Below are 17,159 nucleotides of genomic sequence, written 5' to 3' on the forward strand. Positions count from 1 at the left end.
TTGAACGGAAACTGATTTACCTAATAAAATAAAACTTCCGCTAATTCCTGGTATACAGAAGGAAAGTACCTATTCGGAAAATAATTCCTTTACTTTTTCTTTAGGCAGTGCCTTCACCTGCCTCCCTTTTTTACCCTTCATGTCCTCGGCAGCAAACAAGGAATTGATAATGGCTTCCTCCGTCGCTTCGATGGCCGCTAAAAATAGCGGGGTAATCGCATTGTTATCCAGGGCTGCTACGTTCAAGGGGGATGTTATCAATTCTTTTGAGGTACTGAAAGCGACAACATAATCCCCACTGCCATTGGAGGCAATCCCCCCGGTTCGGGCCAGGCCCATGATGGCTCTCTTTGCGATGCGTTCCAGGTTTCGAGCGTCGACAGGTGCATTTGTCGCCACTACGATCATGCAGGAACCGTCGGCAGATTCCAGTTGGTTTTTAAAGCTATATTGTCCCAGGATTTTACCTACAGGCTGCCCTCCGATTTGTAAAACACCTCCAAAATTACTTTGCACCAGCACCCCGATCGTATAGCCACCCAGATTTTCCGGAAGCTTTCGGGAAGAGGTACCAATACCGCCTTTAAATCCAAAACAGATTGTACCGGTACCAGCACCCACATTTCCCTCCTTTACCGGGCCGGTTTTTGCTTTTTTTATCGCCTCTGTCACGTGTTCCCGCTTCACATGTCTTCCTCTGATATCATTAAGATAGCCATCGTTCGTTTCTCCCACGACCGCATTGAGCGAGCCCACTTCTTCATTGCCTTCCAAAAACAGCATGTAATCCAATATTCCCTCCATACCAGCGGCCACACTCAAGGTGTTGGTCAAAATAATCGGAGATTCCAGGTTTCCCAATTCCTGGATTTGGGTACTACCCGCCAATTTGCCAAATCCATTGGCCACGTAAACGGCTGCCGGAACTTTCTGTTGGAATAAATTGCCCGGGTGGGGCAATATGGCGGTCACTCCGGTTCTGACATCTGCCCCTTCTACCAGGGTAACCTGTCCCACGGACACACCGGGTACGTCAGTGATGGCATTCCACTTTCCCGGATTCAAAACACCCAGGGAAATCCCCTCATTCCGGGCGCTATTCTGAGCCTGAGCTGAAGAATGATAAATCAAGGCCATAGCTATCAATACAAGTGAATATCGCATGGTATCAGGAGTTTTGAAGGATGGAAGCCAAATCAGCGGGGGAATAGTGAATGGATTTCAAGGTCTTATTATCACTTGACCTGTAGACCAAAAAGACATCGTCAGCGGGAACATAATAGCAATCCGTTCCGTTGTTTTTGTAATAGCTCACCGTTTCTTTTGCCTCTTTTTCGTTTTTGCAAGCCTTGCTCATATTGGATCGCTGCACCTCCTCAAACAACGCATGAAATTTTTCTGCCAGCCCAAATTCCAATATAGCTCCGGAAAGCACGTACTGAATATCACATAGTGCATCGGCTACTTCTACCAAATCCTGCTTTTGGATCGCTTCTTCCAGTTCTTGCAGCTCTTCAGAAATCAAAGAAAGGCGTAATTGACAGCGGGATGGGGATGGGATGGCTGGATCAGGTAGGACCGGATGCTTAAATGTCTGGTGAAATCGGGCAACCGAGGATAAGCTTTGGGGATCTTTCATAAGGTAAATCAGGGTAATTCCTATCAAATAAAAAGAGCCCCAGGTTAGGAAGCAAGCTCTTTTAAAACTATTTAGGCATTGGTTGGTCAAGGGTTTAGTTAGAAGGTACAACCGGACCCGGTGCCTCCCGTATTTACTACTAAAGGTTATCGATATTAAAAGCCGGGTACCTGCGATCGCCGCAGTTTGCCCGGTAATTGCCATAGTAAATTGAATATAAGCCCGTAATTTCGAACAAGATGATTATTTTTGTAATTGCTTCAGGTATTGGTGGGGTTTTTGATACGCTAAAAGCGCAAATCCCATCATGGAAAGTGGTTTATTCGCAATCCCCTGAAGGTATAACTGGTTAAAATTCAAATGAATATAACATTTTATAAATATCAGGGAACCGGGAATGATTTTATCATGGTCGATGGGCGCGAACATTCTCTGGGAAAGGATCCGGTTCCAACGATTAAAAACCTCTGCCATAGAAAATTTGGAATTGGAGCAGACGGGCTAATCCTCCTGAAAGAGAAAGAAGGGTATGACTTTGAAATGATCTATCATAATGCAGATGGTTCTCAAAGTATGTGTGGCAATGGCGCAAGATGTGCCGTAGCTTTCGCCAGGTTTCTGGGAATGATTCGGGAAAATGCCCATTTCCTGGCCATAGATGGTCCTCATCTGGCCGAGATCAGCGGTGAGTGGGTAGCGTTGGAAATGGGAAAGGTGAATACCATACAGGGGGCAGGACGCGATTATTTTGTGAACACCGGCTCCCCGCATCACGTGAGGTTTGTCGAGGAGCTGGAAAACTACGACGTAGTGGGAACGGGACGAAAAATCCGCCATGACAAAGATAGCTATCCGGAAGGTACCAATGTAAATTTCATAAAAGCCCTGGACAAAAACCACATTGAAGTACGAACTTTTGAAAGGGGAGTGGAAGACGAAACCCTTTCATGTGGCACCGGAGTCACCGCCTGTGCATTGGTTTACGGGTCTCAGGTGGGTCCGAACAAAGTTAAAATAAGGACGCTGGGAGGAAACCTGGAAGTGACCTTTGTAAAAAGCCAAAGTGGCAGCTTTGAAAACATCATTTTGGCAGGGCCTGCCAAGCAGGTATTTTCCGGGAAGATTTCTATTGCCGAAATGGCAGGAGATAAGGTAAATTTAAGATAGTGATTAAGCAGTAACATATATGATAGAAGTAATAGCAAAAGGGTTAGCGAAGGTTTTTGGTACGAAATCAGACCGGGATATTAAAAGCCTAAGCCCGGCGGTTGGCCTGATAAATGCAGCCTACGATAAACTGGCAACGATTTCAGACGATGAACTACGAAACGAAACCACAGCCATCCGGAGCGTCATCAACGAAGACTTAAAAGAATTTGATGAACGCATCGCCCAACTAAGAAAAGAAATTGACTCGCTGAGTCCTGATCAGGTTCAGGCCAAGGATGCCTTATTTAACGATATCGACCGGGTAGAGAAAGAACGAGATGAGGCCCTGGAGGTGAGTCTGGAAAAAGTATTGCCCAGAGCCTTTGCAGTGATCAAAGAGACGGCCCGACGCCTGAAGGAAAACGAACAGCTAAAAGTAACGGCAAGAGAAGAAGACCGGGAGATGGCTGCAGCTAAATCCTACGTGGAAATAGAGGGCGATCAGGCCATTTGGCATAACCGCTGGTCAGCGGCCGGTGTCGAAGTGACCTGGGACATGTTGCATTACGATGTACAACTTTTGGGTGGGGTAGCACTTCATCGGGGAAACATTGCGGAAATGGCCACGGGTGAAGGTAAAACGCTGGTTTCCACCTTGCCCGCCTATCTCAATGCGCTCGCAGGAAGAGGTGTCCATATCGTTACGGTAAACGACTACCTCGCAAAACGGGATTCCGAATGGAACGCCCCCTTGTTTGAGTTTCACGGATTGACGGTCAACTGCATCGATAAATTCTCACCTAATTCTGAAGGCAGAAAGAAAGCTTATCAGTGTGATATCGTCTATGGCACCAACAATGAGTTTGGATTTGATTACCTCAGAGACAATATGGCCCGTGATGCCAAAGACCTGGTTCAGGGTAAGCATCATTTTGCGATGATTGATGAGGTAGATTCCGTATTGATTGATGATGCAAGGACCCCATTGATCATTTCCGGTCCGATTCCCAGAGGAGATGAACATGAGTTCTATGACATGAAGCCGCGGGTTTCCACTTTGGTGGATGAACAGCGAAAATTAGTTCAAACCTACCTCTCCGAGGCCAAAAAGCTAATCAAAGAAGGCAAGGAAAAAGAAGGAGGCCTCGCATTATTCCGGGCCTTCCGGGGGCTTCCCAAATACAAGCCATTGATCAAGTACCTTTCAGAGCCGGGAATCCGGGTCATCTTGCAGAAAACAGAAAATTTCTACCTGCAGGATAACAAGCGAAACATGCCTGAAGCGGATGAGCCTTTATTGTTTACCATCGATGAGAAATCAAATACCGTAGACCTAACCGACAATGGTATTGAAGTCATTACCAAAAAGAATGAAAACGCCAGCTTCTTTATTTTACCGGATATTGGTAGCGAAATAGCGGATTTGGAAAAAGACGAGGAGATTGATGACCGTGAAAAGCTGGTTCGAAAAGAGGAGCTTATCAAAGACTACGGGGTCAAAGCACAACGGATTCATACCGTTAACCAGCTCCTGAAAGCCTATTGCATGTTTGAAAAAGACACGGAATACATTCTGGTAGACGGAAAAGTAAAGATCGTTGACGAACAAACCGGCCGAGTCATGGAAGGACGCCGGTACTCGGATGGACTTCACCAGGCCATTGAAGCCAAGGAAAATGTAAAGGTGGAAGACGCTACCCAAACCTACGCCACCATTACCCTCCAAAATTATTTCCGGATGTACCACAAACTCTCCGGTATGACCGGTACCGCCGAAACCGAAGCAGGAGAGTTTTGGGAAATCTATAAGCTGGATGTAATCGTCATACCCACTAATAAACCCATTCAACGAAAAGACCGTGAAGATAAGGTCTATAAAACCGTAAGAGAAAAGTTCAATGCGGTAGTGGATGAAATCAATGAGTTGACCGATGCGAACAGGCCCGTATTGGTAGGTACAACTTCCGTAGAAATTTCCGAGTTACTTAGCCGGATGTTAACCATAAGGAAAATCAAACACCAGGTACTGAATGCCAAACAACACGCCCGGGAAGCAGATGTGGTAGCGGAAGCTGGAAAGCCAAAAACCGTGACCATTGCCACCAACATGGCGGGTAGGGGTACCGACATTAAATTAACTCCGGAATCCAAAAGTGCCGGGGGACTGGCCATTGTTGGTACCGAAAGACACGAATCCAGACGGGTGGACCGGCAGCTACGGGGTCGATCGGGTCGGCAGGGAGATCCGGGCTCTACCCAGTTTTTTGTTTCGCTGGAAGACAACCTGATGCGGCTGTTTGGTTCCGAACGGATCGCTAAACTAATGGATCGTATGGGTCTGGAAGAAGGAGAGGTCATTCAGCATTCCATGATTACCAAATCCATCGAAAGGGCTCAGCGGAAAGTAGAGGAAAACAACTTTGGCGTAAGAAAGCGACTTCTGGAGTATGATGATGTCATGAACAGTCAGCGAGAAGTCGTTTACCGCAGAAGAAAAAATGCCTTGATCGGAGATCGCTTGGAACTGGATATCCTGAACATCATGTACGATGTATCCGAAGACCTGATAGAAATGGCCAAATCCACTGAAGACCTGGAAAACCTTCGTATGAATATTTTCAGTTCCCTGGGAATAGATTATCAATTTTCTGAATCGGATTTGAAGGATAAGGACCTTACTACCTTAACACGAACGCTTTTCAATGCGGCGTATGAAAACTACACGAAGAAAAACCAAAGCATTTTGGAAAGGGCCATGCCCATACTTCGGGATGTTCACAAAAACCGCGGGGCAACCGTAAAAGAAATTATGGTACCCATCTCGGATGGCATCAAGCAAATCGGGGTGGTCATCAATCTGGAATCCACCCTTCAGAATGAAGGAAGGGAGCTAATCCGGGCCATCGAAAAAACGGTTACATTGGCCATCATAGATCAAAATTGGAAGGAACACCTGCGCGACATGGATGACCTGAAACAGTCCGTCCAAAATGCCGTGTACGAGCAAAAAGATCCGTTACTTATCTACAAGTTTGAAGCTTTTGAAATGTTCAAACGATTTCTCGGCAAGCTGAACGATGATATTGTTTCGTTTATTTCCAAATCCGATTTGCCCAAGCAGGATCCGGATCAGGTAAAGGCCGCCCAATCGCAGCGAAAAGCAGAACCGGCGGTAACGGCTTCTAAAGAGGAGGCAGGCAACAGTCTGGGAAACGCTTCGGGCCAACGCGCGGCACTGGCAAACAGCAGGGCACGTCCATCCCGGGAACCGGTTAAGCCTAGAAAATCCGAAAAAACCTACGGTAGAAATGACAAAGTAAGCGTAAAATATGTGGACGGAAAGGTCCGAAAAGATGTGAAATACAAAAGTGTGGAACAGGATCTTTCTGACGCGAAATGCGTGATCATAGAAAATTAAACCCCATCTTCATGGCCGGAAAAAAGAGTCTTCTCATTGTATTAAGCCTGGTGCTGTTCAGCAGCTGCGGGATAATCAATATTCGAAAAAGCGGAGGAAGCGCAGAGATGTATTCCAATTACTCGGAAGATCTGCGAAGCACCCGAATTCAATTTGAGCCTTTGCCGGATCCTGAAGATTCGGATTTTGAATCCGAAACCGATGCCGTCCCTATTGATCAGGAACTAAGCCAACGAATTGATCAAATCATCAGGGAAAATGACAAAGAAAGGTTCCTGAACGGGTTCACGATCCTCATTTACAGTGGGGTAGGCAGAGAAGCTGCCTTTGAGTTACGAAATGAGGTTTATTCCGAATTTCCGGATATCCAAACCTATATGGAATACGAACAACCCCGATACCTGGTAAAAGTAGGCCGGTATATCAACAAAATTGAAGCCCTTGCTACTTACGAAAAATTGAAATCCCTTTTCCCGGATTCCCGCATCATCTCTGACCGCTTTCTGAAAGATCAGGACCAGCAGCGAGAAGAAGAAGAAAAAATAGAAAATGCTGAAAGATAAGATCCAAAAACTAGCGACCACGTACAAGGAAGACACAATCAAGCTGAGAAGGCACTTACATGCCCATCCGGAATTGTCTTTTCAAGAGAAAAATACCGTGGCTTTTGTAGAAGAAAATTTACGCTCCATGGGTATCGATAAAATTGATCCCAAAGCAAACACCGGCCTGGTAGCACTGATTGAAGGTAAAAACCCTTCCAAAAAGGTCATTTCCCTGAGAGCAGATATGGATGCCTTGCCGATTACCGAGGCAAATGACGTCCCTTATAAGTCTACCAATCCCGGGGTGATGCACGCTTGTGGACATGATGTACACACGTCCTCCCTGCTTGGAACGGCACGTATCTTAAACGAAATCAAAGATGATTTTGAAGGGACCATCAAATTACTGTTCCAACCAGGAGAAGAAAAAGTTCCCGGAGGAGCGTCCATGATGATTGATGATAAAGCCCTTGACAACCCCAGCCCTTCGGCCATCATGGGACAGCATGTCATGCCTTTAATTCCTGTGGGAAAAGTCGGTTTTCGCAAAGGTATGTATATGGCAAGTGCTGACGAGCTGTACTTAACTGTAAAGGGAAAAGGGGGCCACGGCGCCATGCCCGAATCCTTGGTGGACCCGGTGCTGATCAGTGCGCATATACTGGTGGCCCTGCAACAGGTGGTAAGCAGAAAGGCAGATCCCAAAACACCTTCGGTGCTTTCTTTTGGGAAAGTCCAGGCCGACGGGGCTACCAATGTCATTCCGGATGAGGTAACGATCGAAGGTACCTTTCGTACCTTGGATGAAGATTGGAGGAAAAAAGCACATGAGCAGATGATCCGGATAGCGAAAGGAATCGCTGAAGGAATGGGTGGATCGGTTGATTTTGAAGTTCGCAAAGGATATCCCTTTCTTAAAAACGAACCCCTACTTACAGAGCGATGTATACAGGCAGCAAAAGCCTATCTGGGGGATGAAAACGTGGTGGACCTGGATATCTGGATGGCGGCAGAGGATTTTTCCTATTACACCCAGGAAATTGATGGGTGTTTTTACCGACTTGGTACCCGGAATGATGCCAGGGGCATCGTTTCTGGTGTCCATACGCCTACTTTTGATATAGATGAGGATGCCCTGGGGCTAAGTACTGGCTTAATGGCCTGGCTGGCACTTGAGGAATTACAGTTCCGTTAATTTTTATCTCTTACTGAAAAATGAAAAAAACAGGTTTTTCATTCCTTTTAGCAATAGGAATGGTATTGAACAGCTTTGGTTGGGGTCAAAATGGTCACAGAGTAGTGGGGCAGATTGCTAGTTGGCACCTCAATAAGAAGGCAGCAAAGGCTATGGAACGAATTCTTGGTTCGGAGTCTCTTGCCATGTCCGCCAACTGGATGGATGAAATAAAATCCGATCCTGAATACCGGTACCTAAACCCCTGGCATTATCTCACCGTCAAAACCGGAAAAGGCTATGACCCGGGTATTCAGGAAGATGGGGGAGATGCTTTCAGCAAAACCAACATGATCATCGCAGCCCTTCGCGATGGAAAGCTGGATGCTGAGACAAAAGCTGTTTATCTTAAAATGCTCGTTCATTTGGTGGGTGATTTACATCAGCCTCTACATGTAGGCACGGGAGAAGATCGGGGAGGAAACGACGTTAAGGTATTTTATTTCAATCAAAGTACCAATCTACATGCCGTATGGGATACCCAAATCATAGAAGGAAAGAACCTAAGCTATACGGAACTGGCGGAACACCTTAACAGACGTGCCAATAAGTCGCTGGTTCGAAAATACCAAGGTGATCCCCTGGAAAAATGGCTAGAGGAAGCAGTCGCATTGCGCCCCATTATCTATAATTTGCCCGAAAACAACCGACTATCTTACGAGTATGGATACCATACCTTTCCGATTATAGAAGAGCGTTTACTGGCAGGTGGCATTCGACTGGCGGGAATCTTAAATGAGATTTTTGGTTAAAACACTATTTTCCAGCGGCTAAAACCAACAGGTCAATCTGCTTGGGTTGAAAAGCCTGTAGGGTCTGCGCACAAGCGGCCAAGGTGGCACCGGTGGTCATTACATCGTCAATGACTAGAATTTTTTTATCTTTCACCTGCTCAGGAGCGATAACATCAAAAACATCGCTGACGTTATTCCAGCGTTCTATCCTGCTTTTATTCGTTTGGGTTTGAGTAGGTACCAGCCTTACCATTAGGTTGGCCAGGGTAACCCCTAACTTTGAAGCGAGGCCCTTTGCCAGTTCTTCGCTCTGATTATATCCTCTCAGTCTGTATTTTTTACCATGCAGGGGAACCGGTACAATCAAGTCCCAGGTTTCCGCGTAACCGTGCTCCTTCAATAAACCACCATACATTTGCCCTAAAAGCCTCGCCAGGGCCGGTTTATTCTTATATTTTATTTGATGAAGTAACTTTTGACTCATTCCACTTTTCGAAAACCGCAAATAAGCCAATACCTTTTCGGCAGGGGCTAATCCCATAATTTTGATTTTCAGATCATTGTTTTCCGGCATCAAATGATAATCCGTTACCGGTAATCGGGAAATACAGATTTTACACAGCTGATCTTCGAAGGGAAATAGGCTTCGTTTACACAGGCAACAGGTTTGAGGAAAAACCAAGGAGAGAAAATCCTGCCAATAATTGAAACGCATACCTAAAATGGGTTGTTAATAATTGTTGAGCCGTTTTACCTGTTATATTTGTAAGTGCTTACTGGAAATGAATTTACCTAAAATTCACAGTGAAAAAAAGGTTTTGCCGGTACAAGTACAAAACCAAGAAAATTAACGAATCATGGCATTAGTCAAAAAGGACCTTGATCTGGAAAAAAGATGGGGCAAATTATTAGAAGGATTACAACAGCTCCTCGGAAAAAAACCTACAGACATGAATGCCGTATTGTTTATCATCGGTGTTCATGAATTGGGCAAGGGACCCATGCATTTTTCCAAAGAGGAGAAGCAGGATCTAATGCATATTGCCACATGCAAAGTGCTGAGTTTATCCGGCTTTTATTCCCTGGATTTTATAGACCAGGATGGATGGCCGCATTGGAAATTAGAAAAATCCTTGCCCCATTTGGACAGTACGGAACAGGAAAAGATGCTAAAACTTCATGTTTTGGAGTATTTTGAAGAAGAATTTGAAATAGATATACAATGAAAATTGTTTCCTACAATGTGAATGGCATTCGGGCAGCTTTAAAAAAAGGCTTTCTGGAATGGCTCAAAGCTACCGATCCGGATATTGTCGGTCTTCAGGAGATTAAATCCCTGGAAAACCAGATCGACACCTCTCTATTCAAAGACCTTGGCTATGAAGTGTATTGGTACCCGGCCGTAAAGAAAGGATATAGCGGTGTTGCCATCTTGACCAAGCACACTCCGAATCAGGTAACGTATGGCATGGGCGTGGATGCTTACGATGATGAGGGACGCATCATCCGGGCGGATTTTGGTGACTTCTCATTTATCAGTGCCTATTTTCCCTCAGGTACTACTGGAGACATTCGTCAAGATTTCAAGTACCGTTTTCTTGACGATATTTATGGGTACAGTCAAGATTTACTCCGGGAGCTACCAAACTTGATCGTAAGTGGTGATTACAATATTTGTCACAAAGCAATCGATATTCACAATCCGGTAGCCAACAAGAACACCTCCGGTTTCTTGCCGGATGAGCGGGCATGGATGGATAAATTCACCAACACCGGATTTAAGGACAGTTTCCGTCTGATGAATCAATCGACGGATCAATATACCTGGTGGAGTTACCGGGCCAATGCAAGGGCTAATAATAAGGGGTGGCGTATTGATTACCACATGACGAGTCCCGAAATCAGTAAGCGTGTTACCCATGCTGAAATTCTATCGAACGTACATCATTCCGATCACTGCCCCATACTATTGGAGTTAGCTTCAAATTAAATAAAATCATGATTAAAGGATAAAAAATCAATGAAATCAATAAAAATAGCAATTCCTTCTTTGATTGAAAATATTACGATCATTGAAAGTTTCATTGATAATGCCCGCGAAAAGTTTCACATCAACGATGACATTTACGGCAATATCATGATTTCAGTAACGGAATGCGTCAGCAATGCCATTATGCATGGCAACAGGGAGGATAAGAAAAAATCGGTACGGCTGGAACTACGTTTTCTAGACGATCAAATAAAGTTCATTATCGAGGACGAAGGGGATGGATACGATTACCAACATTTAAATGACCCCACTTCACCTGAAAACTTAGAAAAATCAGGTGGGAGAGGAGTATTTATTATGAAGCACCTTTGCGATGAAATTCAGTTCGAGAACCAGGGAAGTAGAATCACCCTTACTTTTTACATGAATTGACATGGCCATCTATTTCTTTGAAGAAGAAACGCAAGCAAAGCTAAAGCAAAAAAGGATCGTCAAGAGGTGGATACAAGAAACTGCGATCAAGAAGGGGTTTCGTATTCAGTCTCTGAATTACATCTTCTGCACAGATCCTTACCTGTTAGCCATTAACATTAGTTACCTAAACCACGATACCTACACCGACATCATCACGTTTGATCAATCAGAAACCATAGGAGAAATTGAAGCTGATATTTTCATTAGCACTGAAAGGGTAAAGGAAAACGCCTCTCAACAGGATTCCGATTACCAGACCGAATTACTAAGGGTGATGATTCATGGCGTTTTGCATTTGTGCGGACACAAGGACAGTTCGCCTAAGGAAAAGAGCCAAATGCGTAAAGAAGAAACCGAAGCATTACAATCATTTCAAGGTTTAAGTGTTCCACGTGGAACACCAAAACCATAAGAATTACCATTTACCTGTTCCACGTGGAACACCAAAAGAAAAATTATGTTTCCAACATACGACGTGATAGTAGTAGGAGCCGGTCATGCAGGATGTGAGGCGGCACATGCTGCTGCCAAAATGGGTTCAACGGTACTGTTGTGTACCATGAATATGAATACCATTGCCCAGATGTCTTGTAATCCGGCCATGGGTGGAGTTGCAAAAGGACAAATTATCAGAGAAATCGACGCACTGGGCGGAATGTCTGGAGTCATTTCAGATAAATCGATGATTCAATTCCGAATGCTAAATCGATCAAAAGGACCGGCCATGTGGTCACCCAGGTCTCAAAATGACCGAATGCGTTTCGCTGAAGAATGGCGGCTAACGTTGGAGGCAACACCCGGAGTAGATTTTTGGCAGGAAATGATTACGGGTTTGATCGTAAAAGATAATCGCATCCAAGGAGTCAAAACCAGTTTAGGTTTAGAGATCAAATCCCGATCCGTTGTCCTTACTAACGGAACTTTCTTAAATGGAATCATCCATATCGGGGAGAAACAAATAGGAGGGGGAAGAACCGGAGAACGGGCTGCTAAAGGTATAACCGAAGAGTTAACTGCTCTTGGTTTCGAGTCGGGTAGAATGAAAACCGGAACACCCCCAAGGGTCGATGGACGAAGTTTGAATTATGGACTAATGGAAGTTCAGGAGGGTGACGAGTTTCCTGAAAAATTCTCCTATTCTCCTGATACCGCCCCTCCATCCACCCAACGCAACTGCTGGATCACTTATACCAATAAAGACGTTCACCAAGCGCTTGAAACCGGTTTTGACCGATCCCCCATGTTTAATGGGCGGATTCAAGGCCTGGGTCCCAGGTATTGCCCGAGCATAGAAGATAAGATTAACCGCTTTGCTGAAAGGGACAGGCACCAGATTTTTGTTGAGCCAGAAGGGTGGAATACCGTAGAAATATATGTAAATGGTTTTTCTACCTCCTTACCAGAGGACATTCAGTACAAAGCCCTGCGAAAGATACAAGGATTCGAACAAGCAAAAATGTTCAGACCCGGGTATGCAATCGAGTATGATTTTTTCCCACCCACTCAATTGAAACAAACCCTCGAGACCAAATTAGTTGCCAACCTATTCTTTGCCGGTCAAATCAATGGTACTACTGGATATGAGGAAGCAGCGTCTCAAGGGTTGATTGCCGGTATGAATGCACACAATGCCGTCCATGAAAAAGAAGGTCTAGTGCTAAAACGATCCGAAGCATATATTGGGGTTTTGATCGATGACTTAATAAATAAAGGAACAGAAGAGCCTTACCGCATGTTTACCTCCCGGGCAGAATACCGGTTATTACTCCGACAGGATAATGCCGATTTGCGTCTGACAGCCTTAGGCTACGAACAAGGCCTGGCGACAGAGAAATCATTCAATTTAATGAAGGAAAAAGAAACGAAAACAAGGGAGTTAATCAACGAACTAGAGAAATTACGCTTTCCTCCAGATACCATTAACCCCCAATTAGAAGCCCTTCAAACGGCAACTATCAAAGAAAATACCACCGCTGCCAAACTCCTTAAACGACCTCACATAGGAATAAAAGAATTGATAAAAATTAGCCCATCACCTATCAACGAAATGATAGGTAATTACCCTAAAACCACATTGGAGCAAGCTGAAATCCAAATCAAATACCAATCCTATATTGAAAAAGAACGATTAATGGTTGAAAAGATGAACCATTTAGAAAACCTCTCGATTCCTAATCATATGGATTATGCCGGTATTAAAGCATTATCCGCAGAAGGGCGGCAAAAACTCAACCGTATAAAGCCAGCTACCCTGGGACAAGCATCCCGCATAAGTGGGGTTTCCCCTGCTGATATGTCCATTTTAACCATCTATCTAGGAAGATAATATGTACGAACGATTAACCAAATGTCCCCTATGTAAAAGCGGGCTTTTTATTAATCAACTGGTCGTAGAAGACAAGGCTATTAGTAAGGAATCCTTTATTATATGTGCCTGTAAAAATTGTGATTTATGGTTTACGAATCCACGTCCAAACGAAGAAAATATCGGATCCTATTATGAATCGCCCAACTACCGCTCTCATCAAGACAAAACCAGCAGCATAACCGATTTCCTATACCAGATCGTCCGAAAATATACCCTTCGACAGAAACTAAAATGGATCAATTCCCGCTATCCAAAAAAAGGTAAAATACTCGATTATGGTTGTGGTATGGGGCTATTTGTTAAAACATGCCAGGCCAATGGATGGGAGGCCTATGGACTGGAACCTAATGCCAATGCCGCTCATATTGCCCAGTCTAAACATCAATTGACGTTAATACCAAACCTGGAAGCCCTTCATAAACATAAAAAGTTCGATATTATTACCTTATTCCATGTATTGGAACACGTACATTTGTTAAACAAAACGATAAAGATCCTTCTAGGAAGATTAAAAAAACGCGGCTTACTATTCATTGCTGTCCCCAACAGGGAGGCGCCGGATGCCAAAAGTTTCGGAGAAAATTGGGCCGCCTGGGACATACCCCGTCACCTCTATCATTTCAATGTCAAATCCATGCAGTATTTGGCAGAGAAACATGATTGCCGGATTGTGGAAACCATTCCAATGAGATTTGACAGTTATTACGTTTCTCTACTGAGCCACCAATACAAAGGCTCTAAAAACAAGTTTATTAAAGCTTTTAAATCTGGATATTCCTCAAACAAAGAAGCTAGTAAAACTGCTAAAAATCATTCCAGCCTACTTTTTATCTTGAAGAAGAAATGAAATCATTATCCCTAGCTCTATTACTATTAGTAGCCGTCCTATTCCTCAATTCATGCGCCAAGCAAAGTTCTCCTATGGGAGGGCCACAAGACGAAGATCCACCCATATTACTAAGTTCTTCACCAGAAAACGAAAGCATCAACGTAAAACCGGAAGTCATATCACTGGAATTTAATGAATATGTCCAACTGGAAAACCCCAATCAAACCATCATTATCACCCCTAAGTTAGAAACCAGCGAAATCGAATACTTGGCCATTAAGAATCGCATTACCATTACTCTAAACCAGGAACTCGAAGACAGCACCACCTACCTTTTCAATTTCCAAAATAGCATTCAAGACATCACCGAAAACAACCCAGCGGAACGACTTAGATTAGTCTTTTCAACGGGAACTACCATCGATAGCTTAAGTGTATCCGGAACAGTAGATTTTATCCACCCCTACGACAAACCTGATCTGGAAGATGTCATTATCGGATTATACCAGGATTCGGATACCACCGACCTCTTCACTTCAGCTCCCTATTACATCACACAAGCTGATTCCGCTGGAAGCTTTGAAATTACAAACATTAAGGAAGGAACATTTCGTGCATACGCCTGGTACGACGAAAACAATTCCCTAAAGGCAGAATTCAGAAATGAAGCATATGGGTATTTATCAGAACCTTTGGAAATCACAAAAAACCTATCAAACCTGCACATTAACCTGGCAAGAGCAGATCTATCGCCATTAAAAATAAGTCGTTCCGTTAGCACCGGATCAAACTTCGATATAGTGCTAAGCAAAGCTCCTGCTGACTTCGAAATCAAACACCCAGCTAAAAACAAAGATCTATTTTATCGATTGGACAATAATACCATTCGCCTATATCACCGAAACCTAACTAACGATAGTACCGAAATCGAGTTACAAATCCGCGATTCCGTTGGCCTCCAACTAGACACCTTACTAATGGCTGTTTTTCTAGAAAGCGAACGATCCAAACAAGACCTGGAAATAACGACTAATTCCAATCTAAATTTCATAGACGAAATCAACGCTGAGTTGATCTTTAACAAACCACTCTACGAAATCAATTATGACTCTCTATACTTTTCCTATGATTCAGCATCCATCATACCCATTACTCCGGACATGGTATCTTTCCCGGATAGCAGCCACCTAAGAACCAAAATAAAAATAATAACTCAGATACCTGATTCTATAGCGCAAAGTAAATTCACCCTATACGCTTCAGATTCTACTTTCCAGGATACAGAGGACATCTGGAACGAAGAAGAAATCAACACTACCTTTACACGCCTAAAAACCGATAATCTGGCCGACGGTATCTATGGAAATATCAATACTTCCAAAACACCCATACTAGTACAGTTACTGTCAAGCCAAAATGAAGTCATAAGGGAACAGTACCTTACCGACACCACCTATTTTGAATTTACCAAATTAGAAGCCGCTACCTATAGAATACAAGCCATTATAGATACTAATGGTAATCGACGATGGGACCCAGGGAACTACAACAAAAATATTCAACCAGAACCAATTTTCTACTACATGGATGAAGACAGCGGAAATGACAAACTAATTTTAAGAGGAGGATGGACCCTGGAAGATCAAAACATTCAACCCAGAAGAACTTCAGGTTTTGAAACCAATAACAACACAGTTAATGAATATGACCTGATTCAAATACCCCTAGAAATGATCAAAATTTCTGAAAATGACTTAACTTATTGACAAACAAATAGTTACAAAAAGAACACTAGTCAAATAAAAATGTGTATAACCTTGTTTGAAACGGGTACAAATGTACTAAAAGGCAATTCCATCAACAACCGAAAGCCTGTTTCGCTCATAAGCACTAAACCCCATTCACAGCCTGGGGATAAATCACTATTTATTCACAGGTTCCCACTTCATTGCCAACAGCTAACTTATACAGCTATCAATTTAAACAGTTATCCACCATCTATTTAGTATTTTCAATATCCCATTCAATTTCAACGGTTTACGAGAAAAAATCTTGTGAATTGCTTGTGGACTAACCCTTTTTTACACACTTACTCGGTTACTAACTTTTATACGGATCACTTACCCACATATCCACTCTATAATAATAAAGACTATTTTTTTATAAATTAATTTTTCTTAAAATTATAACGGTGTGGATAGCCAATTTCGAACACCAATGATTTGTTCTTATCCGTTTCTGACAAATGTGAAGCATTCCGAAAAAACGCAATTTATTATGCATGCATAATTATTTTTTGTAAATTGAAGGGAGTAAGAAGTAAATGAGGAAAGAAGAGACGATAGATTATCATATCAAGTCCTGTTGGCATTCGATTTCGAGGATTTATAATCAAAAAGCACAAATCGAAGGGATAACCGGATCTATGGGCTTTGTATTGATTAACATAAACTCTTCAGAAGGTACTGCTGCTACCAAGATTGCGCCGATGATGGGCTTGGAATCGCGTAGTTTGACCAGGATACTAAAAGCAATGGAGCAAAAGCAGTTGATCGAAAAGCATCCAGACACCAAGGATGGCCGCTCGGTAAGAATCTTTTTGACACCAGCCGGAAGGGAAAAGAAAATGGTAGCGGTAAAAACCATTAAGGAATTCAACGAAAAGATTCGAGATGCGTTAACAGACGAGGAGATCAATAGTTTCTTTAGACTGTTTGAAAAAATACACTCCGTCATAGAGAAAATCGAAAAATAATTTAACCGGAACAAAGGTAGCCAG

16 protein-coding genes are annotated in these 17,159 nt (G+C 43.4%); 13 read left to right on the plus strand and 3 right to left on the minus strand.

The features are described from left to right. Nucleotides 1-69: 69 nt before the first annotated feature. The gene (locus GJQ68_RS07380; RefSeq protein ID WP_162416667.1) at nucleotides 70-1,164 is read right to left on the minus strand and encodes a DmpA family aminopeptidase; all 1,095 of its coding nucleotides are present in this window, start codon (nucleotides 1,162-1,164) and stop codon (nucleotides 70-72) included. A 4-nt stretch (nucleotides 1,165-1,168) separates the two neighbouring features. After that, nucleotides 1,169-1,639, minus strand: a complete 471-nt coding sequence (locus GJQ68_RS07385) for a pyrophosphohydrolase domain-containing protein (RefSeq protein ID WP_162416668.1) — start codon at nucleotides 1,637-1,639, stop codon at nucleotides 1,169-1,171. Nucleotides 1,640-1,999: 360 nt separating this feature from the next. Between GJQ68_RS07385 and dapF the strand changes: the two genes are divergently transcribed. Genes dapF through GJQ68_RS07410 form a run of 5 tightly spaced genes read left to right on the plus strand, consistent with a single transcriptional unit; the run spans nucleotide 2,000 to nucleotide 8,737 of the window. Continuing rightward, nucleotides 2,000-2,806, plus strand: coding sequence for a diaminopimelate epimerase (gene dapF, locus GJQ68_RS07390; protein ID WP_162416669.1), 807 nt, complete (start codon nucleotides 2,000-2,002; stop codon nucleotides 2,804-2,806). Nucleotides 2,807-2,825: 19 nt separating this feature from the next. Beyond that, nucleotides 2,826-6,206, plus strand: a complete 3,381-nt coding sequence (gene secA, locus GJQ68_RS07395) for a preprotein translocase subunit SecA (RefSeq protein WP_162416670.1) — start codon at nucleotides 2,826-2,828, stop codon at nucleotides 6,204-6,206. Between the two features lie 11 nt (nucleotides 6,207-6,217). Then, nucleotides 6,218-6,769: a hypothetical protein gene (locus tag GJQ68_RS07400; protein WP_162416671.1), complete on the plus strand. Its 552-nt coding sequence runs from the start codon at nucleotides 6,218-6,220 to the stop codon at nucleotides 6,767-6,769. Beyond that, nucleotides 6,756-7,946: a M20 metallopeptidase family protein gene (locus GJQ68_RS07405; protein WP_162416672.1), complete on the plus strand. Its 1,191-nt coding sequence runs from the start codon at nucleotides 6,756-6,758 to the stop codon at nucleotides 7,944-7,946. The genes GJQ68_RS07400 and GJQ68_RS07405 overlap by 14 nt, the downstream gene beginning before the upstream one ends. A 20-nt stretch (nucleotides 7,947-7,966) precedes the next feature. Then, nucleotides 7,967-8,737: a S1/P1 nuclease gene (locus GJQ68_RS07410; RefSeq protein ID WP_162416673.1), complete on the plus strand. Its 771-nt coding sequence runs from the start codon at nucleotides 7,967-7,969 to the stop codon at nucleotides 8,735-8,737. A 4-nt stretch (nucleotides 8,738-8,741) separates the two neighbouring features. Here GJQ68_RS07410 and GJQ68_RS07415 read toward each other — a convergent pair whose 3' ends face one another. Next, complete coding sequence (locus GJQ68_RS07415) at nucleotides 8,742-9,434, minus strand: ComF family protein (RefSeq protein ID WP_162416674.1); 693 nt, start codon at nucleotides 9,432-9,434, stop codon at nucleotides 8,742-8,744. A gap of 142 nt (nucleotides 9,435-9,576) precedes the next feature. On the opposite strand from GJQ68_RS07415, the gene GJQ68_RS07420 reads away from it, so the two are divergent. The 8 genes from GJQ68_RS07420 to GJQ68_RS07455 all read left to right on the plus strand — a co-directional run bounded on the left by GJQ68_RS07420 (nucleotide 9,577) and on the right by GJQ68_RS07455 (nucleotide 17,135). After that, the gene (locus GJQ68_RS07420; protein WP_162416675.1) at nucleotides 9,577-9,945 is read left to right on the plus strand and encodes a hypothetical protein; all 369 of its coding nucleotides are present in this window, start codon (nucleotides 9,577-9,579) and stop codon (nucleotides 9,943-9,945) included. Next, the gene (locus GJQ68_RS07425) at nucleotides 9,942-10,709 is read left to right on the plus strand and encodes an exodeoxyribonuclease III (RefSeq protein ID WP_162416676.1); all 768 of its coding nucleotides are present in this window, start codon (nucleotides 9,942-9,944) and stop codon (nucleotides 10,707-10,709) included. The genes GJQ68_RS07420 and GJQ68_RS07425 overlap by 4 nt, the downstream gene beginning before the upstream one ends. A 30-nt stretch (nucleotides 10,710-10,739) precedes the next feature. Next, on the plus strand, nucleotides 10,740-11,141 hold the full coding sequence (locus GJQ68_RS07430; protein ID WP_162416677.1) for an ATP-binding protein: 402 nt from the start codon (nucleotides 10,740-10,742) through the stop codon (nucleotides 11,139-11,141). 1 nt (nucleotide 11,142) lies between these two features. Further along, nucleotides 11,143-11,595 (plus strand): rRNA maturation RNase YbeY, encoded by a 453-nt coding sequence (ybeY, locus tag GJQ68_RS07435; RefSeq protein ID WP_162416678.1) that lies wholly within the window; start codon nucleotides 11,143-11,145, stop codon nucleotides 11,593-11,595. A gap of 45 nt (nucleotides 11,596-11,640) precedes the next feature. Further along, nucleotides 11,641-13,509: a tRNA uridine-5-carboxymethylaminomethyl(34) synthesis enzyme MnmG gene (gene mnmG / locus GJQ68_RS07440; protein WP_162416679.1), complete on the plus strand. Its 1,869-nt coding sequence runs from the start codon at nucleotides 11,641-11,643 to the stop codon at nucleotides 13,507-13,509. A gap of 1 nt (nucleotide 13,510) precedes the next feature. Further along, nucleotides 13,511-14,398, plus strand: coding sequence for a class I SAM-dependent methyltransferase (locus tag GJQ68_RS07445; protein ID WP_162416680.1), 888 nt, complete (start codon nucleotides 13,511-13,513; stop codon nucleotides 14,396-14,398). Further along, nucleotides 14,395-16,146: an Ig-like domain-containing domain gene (locus GJQ68_RS07450; protein ID WP_162416681.1), complete on the plus strand. Its 1,752-nt coding sequence runs from the start codon at nucleotides 14,395-14,397 to the stop codon at nucleotides 16,144-16,146. Before GJQ68_RS07445 ends, GJQ68_RS07450 begins: the two co-directional genes overlap by 4 nt. A gap of 557 nt (nucleotides 16,147-16,703) precedes the next feature. Then, complete coding sequence (locus GJQ68_RS07455; protein WP_162416682.1) at nucleotides 16,704-17,135, plus strand: MarR family winged helix-turn-helix transcriptional regulator; 432 nt, start codon at nucleotides 16,704-16,706, stop codon at nucleotides 17,133-17,135. Nucleotides 17,136-17,159: the final 24 nt, after the last annotated feature.

Source organism: Cyclobacterium roseum (assembly GCF_010119225.1).
GTDB lineage: Bacteria > Bacteroidota > Bacteroidia > Cytophagales > Cyclobacteriaceae > Cyclobacterium > Cyclobacterium roseum.

Excerpts from the sequence above, each read along its gene's own strand:
- dapF (WP_162416669.1), top strand. The coding sequence starts at position 2,000 with ATGAATATAACATTTTATAAATATCAGGGAACCGGGAATGATTTTATC.
- GJQ68_RS07415 (WP_162416674.1), bottom strand. The coding sequence starts at position 9,434 with ATGCGTTTCAATTATTGGCAGGATTTTCTCTCCTTGGTTTTTCCTCAA.
- GJQ68_RS07410 (WP_162416673.1), top strand. The coding sequence starts at position 7,967 with ATGAAAAAAACAGGTTTTTCATTCCTTTTAGCAATAGGAATGGTATTG.
- GJQ68_RS07400 (WP_162416671.1), top strand. The coding sequence starts at position 6,218 with ATGGCCGGAAAAAAGAGTCTTCTCATTGTATTAAGCCTGGTGCTGTTC.
- GJQ68_RS07385 (WP_162416668.1), bottom strand. The coding sequence starts at position 1,639 with ATGAAAGATCCCCAAAGCTTATCCTCGGTTGCCCGATTTCACCAGACA.
- mnmG (WP_162416679.1), top strand. The coding sequence starts at position 11,641 with ATGTTTCCAACATACGACGTGATAGTAGTAGGAGCCGGTCATGCAGGA.
- GJQ68_RS07455 (WP_162416682.1), top strand. The coding sequence starts at position 16,704 with ATGAGGAAAGAAGAGACGATAGATTATCATATCAAGTCCTGTTGGCAT.
- GJQ68_RS07405 (WP_162416672.1), top strand. The coding sequence starts at position 6,756 with ATGCTGAAAGATAAGATCCAAAAACTAGCGACCACGTACAAGGAAGAC.
- GJQ68_RS07425 (WP_162416676.1), top strand. The coding sequence starts at position 9,942 with ATGAAAATTGTTTCCTACAATGTGAATGGCATTCGGGCAGCTTTAAAA.
- ybeY (WP_162416678.1), top strand. The coding sequence starts at position 11,143 with ATGGCCATCTATTTCTTTGAAGAAGAAACGCAAGCAAAGCTAAAGCAA.
- GJQ68_RS07380 (WP_162416667.1), bottom strand. The coding sequence starts at position 1,164 with ATGCGATATTCACTTGTATTGATAGCTATGGCCTTGATTTATCATTCT.
- GJQ68_RS07450 (WP_162416681.1), top strand. The coding sequence starts at position 14,395 with ATGAAATCATTATCCCTAGCTCTATTACTATTAGTAGCCGTCCTATTC.
- GJQ68_RS07430 (WP_162416677.1), top strand. The coding sequence starts at position 10,740 with ATGAAATCAATAAAAATAGCAATTCCTTCTTTGATTGAAAATATTACG.
- GJQ68_RS07420 (WP_162416675.1), top strand. The coding sequence starts at position 9,577 with ATGGCATTAGTCAAAAAGGACCTTGATCTGGAAAAAAGATGGGGCAAA.
- secA (WP_162416670.1), top strand. The coding sequence starts at position 2,826 with ATGATAGAAGTAATAGCAAAAGGGTTAGCGAAGGTTTTTGGTACGAAA.
- GJQ68_RS07445 (WP_162416680.1), top strand. The coding sequence starts at position 13,511 with ATGTACGAACGATTAACCAAATGTCCCCTATGTAAAAGCGGGCTTTTT.